This is a genomic window from Parapedobacter tibetensis (genome assembly GCF_024704835.1).
Classification (GTDB): Bacteria; Bacteroidota; Bacteroidia; order Sphingobacteriales; family Sphingobacteriaceae; genus Parapedobacter; species Parapedobacter tibetensis.
Genome location: NZ_JAMXBE010000002.1, coordinates 299,038 through 314,334 on the forward strand (window position 1 = coordinate 299,038; position 15,297 = coordinate 314,334).

12 protein-coding genes are annotated in these 15,297 nt (G+C 48.4%); 9 read left to right on the forward strand and 3 right to left on the reverse strand.

Annotation, left to right across the window (positions count from 1 at the left end; translation table 11 throughout):
• The first annotated feature begins 7 nt into the window (after positions 1-7).
• From NF543_RS03840 to NF543_RS03880, 9 genes are all read left to right on the forward strand, one after another.
• Positions 8-1,858 carry a RagB/SusD family nutrient uptake outer membrane protein gene (locus NF543_RS03840; RefSeq protein WP_257666786.1) on the forward strand — a complete coding sequence of 617 codons (1,851 nt, stop codon included), beginning with the start codon at positions 8-10 and terminating at the stop codon, positions 1,856-1,858.
• Positions 1,859-1,951: 93 nt separating this feature from the next.
• Positions 1,952-2,428 carry a hypothetical protein gene (locus NF543_RS03845; RefSeq protein WP_257666787.1) on the forward strand — a complete coding sequence of 159 codons (477 nt, stop codon included), beginning with the start codon at positions 1,952-1,954 and terminating at the stop codon, positions 2,426-2,428.
• Between the two features lie 45 nt (positions 2,429-2,473).
• Positions 2,474-4,354, forward strand: coding sequence for an outer membrane protein assembly factor BamB family protein (locus tag NF543_RS03850; protein ID WP_257666788.1), 1,881 nt, complete (start codon positions 2,474-2,476; stop codon positions 4,352-4,354).
• 11 nt (positions 4,355-4,365) lie between these two features.
• Positions 4,366-6,210 carry a glycoside hydrolase family 9 protein gene (locus tag NF543_RS03855; RefSeq protein WP_257666789.1) on the forward strand — a complete coding sequence of 615 codons (1,845 nt, stop codon included), beginning with the start codon at positions 4,366-4,368 and terminating at the stop codon, positions 6,208-6,210.
• The gene (locus tag NF543_RS03860; RefSeq protein WP_257666790.1) at positions 6,210-6,911 is read left to right on the forward strand and encodes a polysaccharide deacetylase family protein; all 702 of its coding nucleotides are present in this window, start codon (positions 6,210-6,212) and stop codon (positions 6,909-6,911) included. Before NF543_RS03855 ends, NF543_RS03860 begins: the two co-directional genes overlap by 1 nt.
• 106 nt (positions 6,912-7,017) lie before the next feature.
• On the forward strand, positions 7,018-7,833 hold the full coding sequence (murQ, locus tag NF543_RS03865; protein WP_257666791.1) for an N-acetylmuramic acid 6-phosphate etherase: 816 nt from the start codon (positions 7,018-7,020) through the stop codon (positions 7,831-7,833).
• Between the two features lie 30 nt (positions 7,834-7,863).
• Positions 7,864-9,348: a sodium:solute symporter gene (locus tag NF543_RS03870; RefSeq protein ID WP_257666792.1), complete on the forward strand. Its 1,485-nt coding sequence runs from the start codon at positions 7,864-7,866 to the stop codon at positions 9,346-9,348.
• An 85-nt stretch (positions 9,349-9,433) separates the two neighbouring features.
• Positions 9,434-9,640 carry a DUF2683 family protein gene (locus NF543_RS03875; protein ID WP_257666793.1) on the forward strand — a complete coding sequence of 69 codons (207 nt, stop codon included), beginning with the start codon at positions 9,434-9,436 and terminating at the stop codon, positions 9,638-9,640.
• A gap of 215 nt (positions 9,641-9,855) precedes the next feature.
• Positions 9,856-11,103 (forward strand): DUF1684 domain-containing protein, encoded by a 1,248-nt coding sequence (locus NF543_RS03880; RefSeq protein ID WP_257666794.1) that lies wholly within the window; start codon positions 9,856-9,858, stop codon positions 11,101-11,103.
• Between the two features lie 19 nt (positions 11,104-11,122).
• On the opposite strand, the gene NF543_RS03885 is transcribed toward NF543_RS03880, so the two are convergent.
• From NF543_RS03885 to NF543_RS03895, 3 genes are all read right to left on the reverse strand, one after another.
• Positions 11,123-12,544 carry a Gfo/Idh/MocA family protein gene (locus tag NF543_RS03885; protein WP_257666795.1) on the reverse strand — a complete coding sequence of 474 codons (1,422 nt, stop codon included), beginning with the start codon at positions 12,542-12,544 and terminating at the stop codon, positions 11,123-11,125.
• 127 nt (positions 12,545-12,671) lie between these two features.
• Positions 12,672-14,264, reverse strand: a complete 1,593-nt coding sequence (locus NF543_RS03890) for a M60 family metallopeptidase (protein WP_257666796.1) — start codon at positions 14,262-14,264, stop codon at positions 12,672-12,674.
• 6 nt (positions 14,265-14,270) lie between these two features.
• Positions 14,271-15,260 carry a DUF5007 domain-containing protein gene (locus NF543_RS03895; RefSeq protein WP_257666797.1) on the reverse strand — a complete coding sequence of 330 codons (990 nt, stop codon included), beginning with the start codon at positions 15,258-15,260 and terminating at the stop codon, positions 14,271-14,273.
• Between the last annotated feature and the right edge of the window lie 37 nt (positions 15,261-15,297).

Genomic DNA, 15,297 nt, shown 5'->3' on the forward strand with positions numbered 1-15,297 from the left:
TAAGACCATGAGATTTCCAAATAAAATTATATATAGCGTTTGTGTGGCATCTTTGCTGATTACCGGATGTAATAAAAATGTGTTGGATCGCCCGCCGCTGACCGATCCCATAGATGATAATTTTTGGCGAAATGAAACGGATGTCCGCCTGTTTGCCAACGATTTCTATCCTCAGTACTTTGTAGGATACAACAGTACTTGGGGGGTTGATTACGCACCGGTACGTGGCTATACGTTTTCCGATGATGTGACTAGCCGCAACGTGCAAACCCATTTTGAGAACAGTGTGCCAGCAAGCCGTGCGCAAACCGCCGAAACCGGAGCGGCCGCGCTGTGGCTAACCCAATATGCAGGTCCGTCCTGGAATTTCTCCTGGGTGCGCAAAGCCAATGTTTTCATTGATCGGCTGGAGAACCTCGCGCAACCGAATCTAGAGCCGGCGGCCTATAGCCACTGGATGGCTGTAGCTCGCTTCTTCCGTGGATTCGAGTATAGCCGCTTGGTCAGTGTGTTCGGCGACGTGCCTTACTATGATCACGTATTGACAGAGGACGAGTGGGATCAATTGTATAAGGATCGGGATAACCGTGGAGTCGTAATGGATGGTGTCTACGACGACTTTAAATTCGTGATGGAGAACATCCGAGAGAATGATGGAGCGAATGTATTGAATAAATACATTGCGGCGGCGTTTATCTCCCGTTTGATGCTTTTTGAAGGCACGTTCCAGCACTATCACAGCCTTGATGCTGCGCGCGCTCAAAAGTACTTGGAGTTTGCAGTAGAGGCGGCAGAATTTGCTATGACAGGACCGTATACATTCGCCAGCGATTTCAAAAGCCTGTTTGCGTCCGAAGACTTGAGTAGCAACCGCGAAGTGATTATGTTTCGGGTATACAACTCGAATTTGGGGGTTACCCATCATATCGGATCGTATAACAATGGGACAGAAAGCCAGCCAGTCGGAGCAAATCTTGAATTGGTCAAATCGTTTATCTGCAACGATGGAAACGTCTGGCAAAATTCTTCGATATCTGATGCATCGAGCTTTTCGTTGGCTGATTTAGCTGTAACGCGTGATCCCCGTTTTGAGGCCACGTTTTTTGAACGGCCGCTTTCGGCGTCTGCCTCATTGTTTTATACGTTCAAGTTTGCATCCCGTGAGGCAATGACATACATAGGAGGTAGCTATCCCCCAGCTTGGGGAAGCAATTCAAATACGAGCGACGCGCCGGTGATGCGTTTGGCCGAAGTCGCGCTCAATTGGATCGAGGCGAAAGCGGTATTGGCGGGGTATTTCGGCGGTCCGGCGGTCACGCAAGCTGACTTGGACGCTTCCATCAACGCCATCCGTGACCGGCCGCTTGATGCGGCGGCAACTGCGAAGGGAGTGCAAAAGACGGCGCCTTTGTCGCTGGCTGCCTTGCCGAATGATCCTGACCGCGACGCAGACGTGCCCGCATTAATTTGGGAGATCCGCCGCGAACGGCGTATGGAGTTTTTCTTCGAACATAGCCGTTTACTGGACATCAAACGGTGGAAGAAAATCGAGTATATGGATTTCAGTACTGATCCGGATTACTTCATGGGACCATGGGTGAATATCCAGGAAGAGGTTCCTGCTTACCTAGGCTCAAGTTATGTGGGGAAATTGAAAGTAAAGAAGACAGACGGCACAATCGTAACCTACAACGGCTCCAATGCCGCTGATATGGTAGGGTACTTCATGATTGAAAATGCATCTAATCGCAGTGCTTTTGATGCTCGGGTGTACATGGCACCGTTAGGTCGAGCTCAAATCATTCAATACCAGGAAAGGGGTTATACCTTGACACAAACGACCGGATGGGGTAACTAAAAAATGTTGATTTCCACAGGAGCGTTTTTTTATCCGCTCATATGAAAGTTTAGTATACCATATTTATTTATTTATTAAAAACGTAATAGCCTTATGAAAAGATTAATGTTTTTGACTTGTTTAATGCTGACCGCAGTATTAAGCATCAACATGCTCCATGTGCATGCACAAGAAGCGGTAAGTACTGATCAGTATGATTTAGCCGAGAGGGTAGCCACAACAGCAAATGCTGCCGCATTACCAGTAATCGAGCCAGACCATTACACCACCGGTGAAGGAGGACCCTATCCCATTTTGGAGTATTTTACGGTGCCCAATAACCCGGTTTATCAAACACCCGGATTTGCTAACGCTACGTTTAATATATCCGGTGCGACCAATGTGAACTTTGAGCTCATTGATTATAATAGTAATTACACATTCCCGACGTACAGCGGGTCTACCGGCCCTACCATAGCGATGATCTACGTTGACATCTATGACGAAAACCAATATGCAGTTTTCAGGATTACGGCTGTAAACGGAAATGGGACGAGCACGTTTGATGTGGCATTTCGTGGAGGGAATTAGCGGTGAACCATCCATATGGCCGGTTATTATCAAACCTTGTTTAATATGATCGATAAGATGGGACACGGTGGCTTGTTGAGGCGGCTAGGGTTATTTCATGTGTTGGTGCTATTTACCATCGTAACTAGCTATGCACAACCCTTCCAATTCGCCCATGTGACGGATGTCCATGTGGGCGGAGCCTCAGGCGAGGAGGATTTACGGAGAACCGTAGCGGATATCAATGCCAACCCGGACCTCGACTTTGTTATCCTATCTGGTGACATTACCGAATTTGGTTCGGATGAGGAATTGGTGTTGGCCAAACGCATGTTGGACAGCATCCGCATCCCTTGGTATGTCATTCCCGGCAACCACGATACCAATTGGTCAGAAAGCGGGGGTAATAGTTTCCGAAAGATATTTCGCGGGGAAACCTTCGCCTTTGAGCACAATGGCTATTTCTTTGTGGGCACCAACTCGGGGCCTAACATGCGGATGAGCCCGGGGCAGGTACCCCGCGAAAACCTCGTATGGATGGATTCCTTGTTTGCAGCGCACCCCAATACGGAGCAGCCTCTTATCTATGTGAATCACTATCCGCAGGATTCTTCGCTCAACAATTGGTTTGAAGCGCTCGATCGGGTGAAAACCCGCAATGTGCAATTGGTTGCCTGTGGCCACGGCCACCAAAACAAACAGTACGACTTTGAAGGAATCCCCAGCATCATGGGCCGCTCCAACTTGCGTGCCAAGGATACCGTGGGTGGCTATAACATCGTGACCATAGCAGATGGCCAAGCCGTATACCAAGAACGAAACCCGGGAGTGGGTACCCAGGATCCGTGGGCCATTATCCCGTTGGTCAACCATCGGTTCGCCGAAGAAGAACGTGATTATCCACGGCCTGATTATTCGGTAAACGATAACTATCCGCAACTGGATACCCTATGGACATTTCAAGACGAAAGCGATGTAGGAGCGGGATTGGCTGCTTACAAAGAACTGGTCATCACCGCCAATACCGCCGGACAAGTATATGCATTGGATGCCCGTACAGGTCGGAAAACGTGGACCTTCCAAACCGGAGGGAAAGTGTATTCCACGCCAGCTGTTTGGAAAAACTATGTGGTGGTGGGATCCACGGATCATTTCATTTATTGCCTGGATGCGAAAACAGGCAAGCTACTGTGGAAGTTTGAAGCCGAAAAAGCGGTGTTGGGTTCGCCATTGGTGCACAAAGGGATGGCCTATATCGGTGCCTCCGATGGTAAATTCAGGGCGTTTGCTATCAAATCCGGCAAATTGCTTTGGTCGTTTGATGAGGTGAAGGGATACGTATCGGCTAAACCGTTACTGTATGAAAATACGCTCTACTTCGGCTCATGGGGCAATGGATTTTACGCCCTTGATCCAGCCACGGGTGCGTTGAAATGGGAATGGTCAAACGGTGCTTCTAGCCGGATGCTGTCGCCCGCAGCATGCTATCCCGTTGGTGCTAACGGACGGGTGTTCATCGTGGCACCGGATCGGTACATGACCGCATTGGACGCCTATAATGGAACGGAAATCTGGCGCAAGAAAATAGATAGCATACGAGTACGCGAATCCATGGGGCTATCTGAAGACGGCAAACTGGCCTATGTGAAAACGATGGATGGACAGGTGTTGGGTATATCCACGGAAGCGGATAGCATGCAGATTGCCTGGCAATCCAAGTTACAACTGCCTTATGAACTCACGCCCTCTGCTATTTCGGCCCAGAATGGATTGGTATTTGTACCTAGCCATGCGGGGTTGCTCAGTAGTATAGATGCGGCGACCGGCAACGTGGCTTGGCAATATAAGATATCCAATGCCATGATTAACCCGTTGCTCCCCCTGAAACGGAAACGGCTTGTGGCTAGTACGATGGATGGGAAAGTGGTTTGTTTGAAGTATAGGTAATTGTATAAATGATGAAGACGCAGGTTTTTAGGGAGGCCCCATCTCATGCTGAGCATAGTCGAAGCATAATGGGATGGCTATTCGTCGCCTTACTTTTCCTTTCTTCCTGTCAAAAAAACGAAGATTCATGGATACGCATCAACCAGCTAGGCTATACACCACAGGGCATCAAAGTAGCCGTGTGGGCCAGCAAATCGCAGCTAGCATTGGAGGGTTTCAGCGTGGTGGAAGCCAAAAGCAACAAGGAGGTTTTTCATGGAGAAGCGGGAACACCTTTTGGAGCCTACGGACCCTTTGCGGAATCGTATCGGTTGGATTTTTCTGGGTTCACGGATACAGGGAGCTACTACATCAACGTAGGAGGGGTTCGGTCGCCCGAATTCCGCATCGCGCAAGACGTATATCAAGGTACTGCCGATTTCGCGTTGCGCTACATGCGGCAGCAACGGACACTGTTCAATCCATTTTTGAAAGACAGCTGCCATACGCATGATGGTTTTACCTTGTATGCGGCCAAAGCAGGGTTGCCCGATAGTACCCAAATAGATGTCGGGGGCGGTTGGCATGATGCCTCGGACTACCTGCAATATTCGACCACTTCGGCGAACGCCACGTATCACCTCCTTGCGGCATACCGCGATTTTCCGGGTATTTTTGAAGATCATAAACAAGCCAATGGCTTGGATGGAAACAATGGAATTGCCGATGTATTGGATGAAGCAAAATGGGGGCTGGATTGGTTGTTGAAAATGCATCCCGAACCGCACTTGCTATTCAACCAAATCGCCGATGATAGGGACCATGCAGGCATGCGCTTGCCCGGGGAGGACTCTTTGTATGGTCGTGGGTTTGAGCGGCCGGTGTACTTTATTGATGGTGAGCCGCAACAAAGGGGGAAGTTTTTGAACAATACAACGGGAACAAGCTCCACCGCCGCAAAATTTACGAGCGCGTTTAACCTTGGAAGCCTTTTGTTCGAAGATACCGATGCATCCTATGCCAATATGCTGCGCAAGAAGGCAATAACGGCCTATGATTTTGCGAACATAAAGCCCGGTGTGACACAGACCGTTTCCGTAAAGTCGCCCTACATCTATGCGGAAGATAATTGGGTAGACGACATGGAATTGGCTGCGGCAACGAATGGGTTGGTAACAGGTGATTCCAAGTTTGTACAAGCGGCATTACATTATGCCCGGCAGGAGGAAATAACACCCTGGTTGGAAAACGATACCGCTGCGCACTACCAATGGTATCCCTTTATCAACCTGGGGCACCATGCATTAGCGAAGCAGCTGAAGGATGAAGATCGGGAGGAAATCATTTCATATTACCGGGAGGGGATTGAGCATGTTTGGGCGCGGGCAAAGCAGAATGCCTTTTACAGGGGCGTGCCCTTTATTTGGTGCAGCAATAACCTGACCGTATCCTTTGCCATCCAATGTTTATGGTACAGGGATTTGACGGGAGATGATGCCTATGCCGAGTTGGAACAGGCCAATATGGACTGGCTGTTCGGTTGCAATCCATGGGGCACCAGCATGGTATATGGATTGCCTGCATGGGGCGATACGCCTATTGATCCCCATTCGGCCTTTACGCATTTAGGGAACTATCCAATCGATGGCGGTTTGGTTGATGGGCCTGTATATGGGAATATATTCAACAGCTTGATTGGCATCCAACTCTCCAAGCCTGATGAATATGCGCCATTCCAATCGGATTTGGCGGTGTACCACGATGACTATGGCGATTACAGTACCAACGAGCCTACCATGGATGGCACCGCCTCGTTGGTATACCTATTGGCTGCCAAGGAACAGGAGTCGCGGGAGGTGGCTAGGCCAAAAAAGTAGTGACCGATAAGTACGGTTGTATCATTAGGGGCGATACGACACAGCGTAAAATCGCGTTTGTATTTACAGCAGACGAATATGGGGAGGGCGCTTCATTTATATTAAATGCATTGAACAACTACCAGATCAAAGGATCTTTTTTCCTGACAGGGAATTATTACCGCAATCCAGAGAATGGGGAGCATATCAAGCGATTGGTTGCTGACGGGCACTATATCGGTCCGCATTCAGACCAACATCTGCTCTATTGCGATTGGAGCAACCGGGACAGTCTATTGGTCAGCAAGGCAATTTTTGGCAAGGATTTGGAAGCGAATTATGTCCAGATGGCACAATGGGGTGTCGATAAGCGCCAAGCCCGGTTTTTTATGCCGCCGTATGAATGGTATAATAGGAGCATTGTGGAGTGGGCAGCCGAGCTAGGGGTTCACTTGGTGAATTTTACACCGGGGTTGCGTACCGCAGCGGATTACACCTATCCCGAAATGGGACAGCGTTATGTAGCTTCGGATAAGTTGTATGAAGAGGTGCTTGCTTATGAAGCGCACCATCCAAATGGACTAAATGGATTTATGATACTGGTGCATTTGGGTACGGACCCGAGGAGGAAAGATAAGTTTTATCACAGATTGCCCGAATTAATTGAGGTATTGATAGCGAAGGGATATGAATTTAAACGGATAGATAAATTAGTTGACTAAACTCTATCGGTTTTTTCTTTACTTTATCGACATAATAATAAGCGGTGGTCACAGTACACCGACCACAAGACACAAATTTTAAATTGAAGTATACAACACGAGTGAGATGACAAACACTACTGAGAAAGAATCAAATTATCAGGATTTGGACAAGATGTCTGTCGGAGAGATATTGACGAACATCAATAAAGAAGACCAGACCGTTGCTGCCGCCGTGCAAAAGGCCATTCCGCAGATTGAGCTGCTTATACAAGCCACGGTGGCTTCCATGAAAGAAGGCGGGCGGTTGTTTTATATCGGCGCGGGCACCAGTGGCCGATTAGGGATCCTGGATGCTTCGGAATGTCCTCCTACCTTCGGCGTGCCTTATGACTGGATTATCGGGCTCATCGCGGGGGGCGATATCGCTATCCGTAAGGCAGTGGAGTTTGCAGAAGATGATGAAGAGCAGGCCTGGATTGATTTGCAGGAACATAGTGTCAATAGTAAGGATGTGGTGGTAGGCATTGCCGCCTCAGGGGGTACCCCATATGTAAAGGGAGCGCTTAAGGCCGCCAATGCTGCGGGCTTAGTAACGGGCTGCATCGTATGCAATTCGAGGTCCGCTATCGCAGCTGAGTCAACCTATCCCATAGAGGTGATTGTAGGTCCCGAGTTTGTCACGGGCTCCACGAGGATGAAGGCTGGGACGGCCCAAAAATTGGTGCTCAATATGATCAGCACCACGGTAATGATCCAATTGGGACGTGTAAAGGGTAATAAAATGGTGGATATGCAGCTGACCAACAACAAGCTGTTCAGCCGGGGCATCCGAATTATTATGGAAGAAACAGGTATAGACGCGCAGTTAGCCTCTGATTTGCTGGAAAAACACGGCAGCGTACGCAAGGCCATCGAGCATTCTCGCGTAGCAGACCATTGAATACGTTAAGCCCATAAACACAGATACCACATGACTCCAACTGTCCTGCTCCTTTTTTTGGTCGTTTATTTCTGCATCTTGTTAGGTGTCGCCTACTACACTTCACGGAAATCGGCGGATAATTCCACTTTCTTTGTGGCCAATAGGAGTGCCAAATGGTACATGGTGGCTTTTGGTATGATTGGTACCACGCTATCGGGTGTTACCTTTATATCGGTTCCCGGGGCGGTGGGCAAAAGCGATTTCGGTTATTTCCAGTTCGTATTGGGCAATGCTGTGGGCTTTATCATCATTGCTTATGTGCTGCTGCCATTGTATTACCGGATGCAACTGACATCCATCTATACCTACTTGGAGGAGCGCCTGGGGCATAGGAGCTATAAGACCGGAGCGATGATCTTCCTGATCTCGCGCACCATCGGCTCGGCATTCCGCCTCTATTTGGTGGCTATCATCCTGCAGCGGTTTATCTTCGATGCCTGGAATATCCCCTTTGCCGTTACGATCATTCTGTGCTTAGTCCTGATTTGGTTATACACCAATAAAGGCGGTCTCAAAACGATTATCATCACGGATATGCTGCAGACATTCTTTTTGGTGCTGGCAGTGATTTTGTCCATCTATTTCATGGCCGATAGCCTTGGGCTTGGCCTTGTCCAAGCCATCGAAACGGTCAAGGAAAGCAGCTATTCCAAGATATTCTTTTGGGAGGATGCCCTGGGCAACCGTGCCCATTTCTGGAAGCATTTCCTAGGTGGTATCTTCGTCACCATCGGCATGACGGGGCTCGACCAAGATCTCATGCAGAAGAACCTGAGCATGAAGACTATCGGCGAAGCCCAGAAGAACATGCTCACATTTACGGGCATTTTTGTCATCACCAATATCTTTTTTCTTTCGGTGGGGGCATTGCTGTATGTGTATGCCGGACAACACGGGATTGATGCGGCTGCCCTGGCTACACCGGACTACCTGTACCCCGAGATAGCCCTTAATCACCTGGCTATCCTGCCGGGTATCGTTTTCATGATGGGCCTTACAGCAGCCACATTCGCCACCACCGACTCCGCACTAACGGCACTGACGACATCGTTTTGCGTGGATTTTCTCAATTTCAACAAAAAGATCGACCCGAATGACCGGGCATTGGTTAAAACACGGAATAAAGTGCATTTTGCTTTTTCGGCGCTTATGCTGCTTGTGGTATTGGTTTTCAGGGTTATCAACGACGATTCGGTGGTGAATGCCATCTTCACGGCGGCCAGCTATACCTACGGCCCTTTGTTGGGGCTCTTTGCATTCGGTATCCTCACCAAGCGGCAGGTAACCGATAGGCTTGTGCCCTATATATGCCTGCTATCGCCGGTACTCTGTTATTTGGTCAACACGTATATCTTAGTGCCTCACACAGCCTATGCAGTAGGGTTTGAATTGATCATTTACAATGCCGCGCTCACCTACTTGATGCTTTGGGTTACTTCGGGTCGTCGGCAATTGGTGAATGACGGTCGCTGATCTTGAAGGATGGAGAAGCAGTCTTTTTTATTATCCCATTTATTCTTATCTTTACCGATAATTAAGATTGGTGAAATTATTGACAATGAAAACGTTAATTGTGCAACCTCAAAATGCCGAACAACTAAACGCTGTTGAAGCAGTACTCAGGCTGCTAAAGATTAGTTTTATTAAGGAAGATGATGAACTTCCAGCTCATGTTATAAAGGGCGCCACAGCATCTCTTCAAGAGGCAGCGGAAGGACAATTGTCCCCTTTTACTACGATTAATGACATGATTGATGCTGAATGAAGTTGACCATTCATTATACGCCGAAAGCCAGAAAATCCCTAAACCAACCGTCAAGAGCCCTTTTACCTTAGTTGATTAGTTGGTTCAACTTCAGGTCTTCTGAGCATCCATACCCGATAGGCAGGCCAATAGTAAGGGTTATTCTTTCGAAGGGTAAAACAACCGACGGAGGATACGATTTATTATCTTTGCGAGACTTCAATTATTTTATTAACATGACTCAAAGAAGACATTGGTTGGGGATAGGCGTACTTTTGGCAATTGTGTTTATTGCAGTTTCAGGGTTTAGTTACGGGCAATCCTTTGCAGAGCGCGTTTTGGCTTCACGCCAAGCCAAATTGGAAAGCTTTGCTAAAAATCCGACGGGGCCATTGACCACAGCAGATACCCAATACCTGCATCATTATCATCCGGACAGCAGTTTCCTTGTAGTGGCTACCGTAGCACACCTGCACAACGAGCAACCCTTCCGGATGCCCACTTCCGATGGTACCAGCAAGGAATATATCCGGTATGCCAAAGCACGGTTCAGCGTCGGCAAGGACACGGCTGAACTAACCCTTTACCGCAGCATGGATTTGTTTGCCAATCCCATGTATCGCGATCACCTCTTTCTGCCGTTCACTGATTTGACCAATGGCGATGAAACCTATGGTGGAGGAAGGTATATCGACTTGTCCGTTGGCGATATTCAGAACGGGCATATCGTGATTGACTTCAACCACGCATATAATCCCTATTGCGCGTATAGTGGCGGCTACCGTTGCCCCGTGCCACCCGCCGAAAACAACCTGAATATGGCCATCCGTGCGGGAGAGCGGAAATACACGGGTCCAATGAAGCAGCGGCCACAGCCCACCACTCCCCCCAAACCTATTAGCGCCGAAGAGCAAAGCCTTATTTTGTCTGGCGATACAACCAAACTAATGCGCGTAATCCAAGACACCGTGCCCGATGAACTTCATATCTTAAAATCCGTGTCGGCAGACATTGACTCAAAAGAAGCGTTGCTGCCGCTTTTGGCGAAGCGGATGCACCTCGCCGTAACGGACTCTCTTCATCCCGGTGTGGGTATCGCCGCCCCACAGGTAGGTATAAACCGCAACCTCATTTGGGTGCAACGGTTCGATAAGGCAGGGGAACCGTTGGAATTGTACCTCAATCCAAAAATCACATGGCGCGCCAAGCTCCTGCGTAAGGGTGTAGAGGGCTGCCTTTCCATTGCCGATACGATGGGGCAGGTGCTGCGGAATTATACCATACGGTTGGAATATGACGATATCGACGGTAAACACCATGAAGAAATGGTGGAGGGTTTTACAGCCGTCATTTTCCAGCATGAAACCGACCACCTGTATGGTATCCTCTTCACGGATCGATTAGCCGAGCAGGAATCCAATACCTATCACCGTATCAACGAGGAAGTAGAATTATACCTGGAGCAACGGCTACGGAGACAGTAGGGCTCCATAGGAATATTGACTACCCTGTTTTCCTTACGCCAGTAGTGGCTCCTCCCTCCAAGGTGAGATCCACCGGCTTGTTGGTCTGCCAAGCGCCACGGGTAAAATCAGGCACATCCAGGGAGCGCGAGCGCTTGGCTACGGACCGCTCACTCAATGGGAAGATACTGCTCCATAAGGCACCATCATACACATCCTGATCGAGTGGTAGTCCATTGCGCAGGCAGTCAATCAACCGCCAGTCCATGATGAAATCCATGCCGCCATGGCCACCTACCTGCTTGGCTACCTCACCCACATGCTTGATTAATGGAGGGGTATACTTCGCTTCCAGTTCCTTCATTTCTGCGTCTTTGACCCATTCGTGGCCAAAAGCGATACGTTCTGGCGATGGATACTTGGAAGCTACGCCTTTGGTGCCGCTAATGAGGTGGATGCGTGAATACGGGCGGGGAGAAGTCACATCGTGTTGCACCATCATTGTCTTTCCCTTGGCGGTATGGATCATGGTGGTATTCATATTGCCCCGATAAGGCCTACCCACAAAGGGTTGGAAAAACGCATCTTCCTTTGCCTTTTCTATGGCCGTATCGCCCATCATAAAATCATTGGTCGACATCGATACCAGATAATCCATCTTGTCGCCCCTGTTGATGTCGAGGCATTGAGCAATGGGACCAAGGCCATGGGTGGGGTATAGGTTGCCGTTGCGTGACGCATTCTGTTCCAATCGCCACATATCCGTATAGCCCGTTTTAGAAAAGTTGAGGTCGCGCAGGTCATGGATATACGCCCCCTCGGCATGGACAATCTCCCCAAACATTCCATTGCGTGCCATGTTGAGGGTGAGCATCTCAAAAAAGTCATAGCAGCAGTTTTCCAACATCATGCAATGCTTTTTGGTTTTTTCGGATGTTTCCACAAGATCCCAACATTCATCCAGCGTAACGGCTATAGGTACTTCACAGGCCACATGCTTACCATGTTCCATGGCAAAGAGCGACATGGGCGTATGCAGGTGCCATGGTGTGCAGATATAGACCAGGTCGAGCTCCTCATTGGCCACCATGTCTTTCCAGCCTTCTTCTCCTGAATATTCCTTGGCTTTGGGAAGACCGCTTTTTGCCAATATGTCCTGCGCTTTGGTTGCGCGGGCGGGATCCTTATCGCATAGGGCCTTTATCTCCACCCCCTCAATGCGCGACATCCGGTTTACCGCTCCCGGGCCGCGCTGGCCCAGGCCGATGAAGCCGATGCGCACCTGATCGATTTTCGGGGCGGCGTATCCGCTCATATTAAATCGTTGTGGGCGCGAAGGCTGGGTATCGCGCATCCAGGACTCGCTATTGCTACGTGCCTCACGCGCCATGGCCGGCAATGTGGCCACGGCTCCGGACAGGAGGGTGGCGCTTCTCAAGAAATTTCTGCGATTGTATTTCATACATCAGTATTTTAGGGTAGTCAGCAACCACATATCACACGTTGTTCGTTTAACAAGTATCGGATAGTTTGCCGAGTTATCAAAATATCAGAACAACGCAACCGTTTGTTTGATTTTTCCCAGGCACTCAATCACTCAGTTTGCTGATGTCGACCGTTGGTTTTGGTAAATTCATTGCTTTGATCTCAGCCTTGCACGTATCCACCATTTCCTGGGTCATGCTGTAACTATAATTTCCATAATCATTATAATCAAAATCGCCGACATAGAAGAAACCGTATTGATCAAAAAATTCCGTTAAATCTACTTTACCTATTTTGCAGGCGGTCTTGACAAAAGTGAGTTGGTATTGGGCAGGATTACTCCCTCGGTCTCCCCATCCTCCGGTCCTTCGTGATCTCCTGCCACTGGCATGGTCACCAGTGCCTTCAGTGCGGAATGCTTCAAATAGGTCGGGATAGAAATCGGGATTGCCACCAGCGCCTGAAAAGTAAAGCTGCAGTTGCCAAAACGGCACCAGCCGGTTGAACACGTCATCATCTTGCAGGTAGCTGATCTTGCGGTTGATGATGCTATCGCGCGCTTTTTGGTAGTTATCCTGTCCCCATAGCCGACTTTCAACGCCAAAAGATGTCGTTACATACATGGTAAACACATTATTGCTCACCTCGCCCAAGCCGCCCCAGTTGAAAGCGGGGCGCAACTGATGCACGTGTCCCACTTCATGGCTAAAGCCCCAACAGGGGTCGCCTGATATTACCCGGTCCGGGTCGACCACCAAAGGCATCGCATTGCCCGGCTCTGTACCCATATAGGCTACGCCATCGCCATCACGAAACATGTAGTAATTGTAGTTGACACGTGCCAGTATGTGGTTGTTGGGCACTTTGTTATATTTCACCAACCCCATGACGCGGTGTTGGCGGTAAACCAATGAGTCGTAATTGCTGATTAATTCAACACCTCGATTGTAAGCATATGTCTTGCAATCAGCAGCAGGGTATGCGATTTGGATATGTTTGCCTTTTGCGTCAATGATGGGATATACAGCATTGTTAATCAGGTTATTCCAATCGGTATTGTTATGCATGGCGATATCGAAATACCCATTTATTAAGGATGCTGGAAAGTGCACCTGCACCGGTTTTGCTTCTTCAGGAGTGTCCGTGAAGTAATCAAGATAAGCTAGTCCGTCAAAATCTTTTACTTCGATTATATTTACGCCATTATGCAAGCTGAATTGTTGTTTTACAATGCCCCATCCTGCCGGATCTTTGGTAGGCTCAATCCCTTCCGGAGCTCGCCGGTTCCAATTGGGTATAACAAGGTTTACTTCTTTATCCTGCGCGATATGATCAACCAATACAATATGCTTACCTATAGGTAAATAAATACCTGTAATATTTTCATATTTACTATAGCCATCGCCAATCATTAATTGCTGGCCTAATGTACTGGGCGTAAGATAAGCCTCATAACTGGCCATGCGGTATTTGGTGTTATACTGCTTAGTAAACAGCAGGCGGGCTGTTTCCCTTAACTGGTCATTCTTTATTTTTTCGATGTCACCCTTTTTTATTCCCTTCTTCAAGGATAGCGCCATCGGTGTCTCAAATAGTGAAAGGTCGGCATAAGCAGCAGCCAGTTCTTTAGCGGATTGTGCTTGCGCGACAGGCAAAGTACAAGCAAGATAAATTAGTAGAAGCAAGTTTTTTCTCATGAGTTATTATCGTTTGGTTATACCGTCAACAATAACCCTTATCTCGTATGTTCCGGGTAAAAATGCTCTAAAAGAGAATCGGGCATTACAAGAATAGGTGTCGTTGGGTAACTCCAGGCCCTCGTCAAATTGCACATATTGAGTGGGAATTCGGTAATAATAGTTGAAGCCATTTCCCAACGAATTCAGTGGAAACGGCACCACTGCATAGTCAAATTCCATTCGATCCTCAAAAACTTCGTAGCTCAACGCATAGTCCTGCATGGTTTGCAGCCAGCCCCCGCCAGTACCTGAAGCGGGTCTGCGGGCTATTTCCCCTGCTGCTGGATTGAACGGCACACCATTTTTGTCTACGATACGCACAATGATCTTGTCTTCATCATCTCCGATACGATTTACTTCAATTCCGCCGGCGGGGAGGAGCTTGGTGGTCGACTCCTCGCCAACCTTCATAGCCACCGTGCTGCGTACAGCAGGAACTTCAAAAAAGGGCGCTTCGTTCAAGTTAAATTCACCGATTAGGGGGTAATGTTTCGTACCCGCAGAGTTCGTGACTTCCAAGTCGAACTCATAGGAACCTAATGGCAGATTCACTGTTCCGCGATTGGCTTCCAGCTGCCCACTGGCTTCATTGATGCTGATCGGATAAACCAAGGAATCTTTTCGTTTGGCATCGATGAGTTCCAATGTCGTGTCGACCTTCGGATCGTAATACCCCGTCCATACCGGAAGTTCATATTTTTGCATAAAGAGGTCGGTTACGTCATCGCCCGAGACTTTGTCATAAATATGGAGCAATTTGATTTTTGCCGGTTTGTTTGAACCATCGGGATTGAGTGCATAGCTGACGTACGCACGACCCTGCGGCACATTAATAGGAAGCTCTTCGTATCGTATGTAATCGCTTAGAAAGCCATCGGGGACTTTTTTGCAAGCTGCAACCATCACGACGAGGGATGCGGCTATCAGAATATTCAGTCTTATATTGCGTTTCATGTTCTTATGAATTTGAAATGTACGTATCTATATATTA

Excerpts from the sequence above, each read along its gene's own strand:
- NF543_RS03840 (WP_257666786.1), top strand. The coding sequence starts at position 8 with ATGAGATTTCCAAATAAAATTATATATAGCGTTTGTGTGGCATCTTTG.
- NF543_RS03845 (WP_257666787.1), top strand. The coding sequence starts at position 1,952 with ATGAAAAGATTAATGTTTTTGACTTGTTTAATGCTGACCGCAGTATTA.
- NF543_RS03850 (WP_257666788.1), top strand. The coding sequence starts at position 2,474 with ATGATCGATAAGATGGGACACGGTGGCTTGTTGAGGCGGCTAGGGTTA.
- NF543_RS03855 (WP_257666789.1), top strand. The coding sequence starts at position 4,366 with ATGAAGACGCAGGTTTTTAGGGAGGCCCCATCTCATGCTGAGCATAGT.
- murQ (WP_257666791.1), top strand. The coding sequence starts at position 7,018 with ATGACAAACACTACTGAGAAAGAATCAAATTATCAGGATTTGGACAAG.
- NF543_RS03870 (WP_257666792.1), top strand. The coding sequence starts at position 7,864 with ATGACTCCAACTGTCCTGCTCCTTTTTTTGGTCGTTTATTTCTGCATC.
- NF543_RS03875 (WP_257666793.1), top strand. The coding sequence starts at position 9,434 with ATGAAAACGTTAATTGTGCAACCTCAAAATGCCGAACAACTAAACGCT.
- NF543_RS03880 (WP_257666794.1), top strand. The coding sequence starts at position 9,856 with ATGACTCAAAGAAGACATTGGTTGGGGATAGGCGTACTTTTGGCAATT.
- NF543_RS03885 (WP_257666795.1), bottom strand. The coding sequence starts at position 12,544 with ATGAAATACAATCGCAGAAATTTCTTGAGAAGCGCCACCCTCCTGTCC.
- NF543_RS03890 (WP_257666796.1), bottom strand. The coding sequence starts at position 14,264 with ATGAGAAAAAACTTGCTTCTACTAATTTATCTTGCTTGTACTTTGCCT.
- NF543_RS03895 (WP_257666797.1), bottom strand. The coding sequence starts at position 15,260 with ATGAAACGCAATATAAGACTGAATATTCTGATAGCCGCATCCCTCGTC.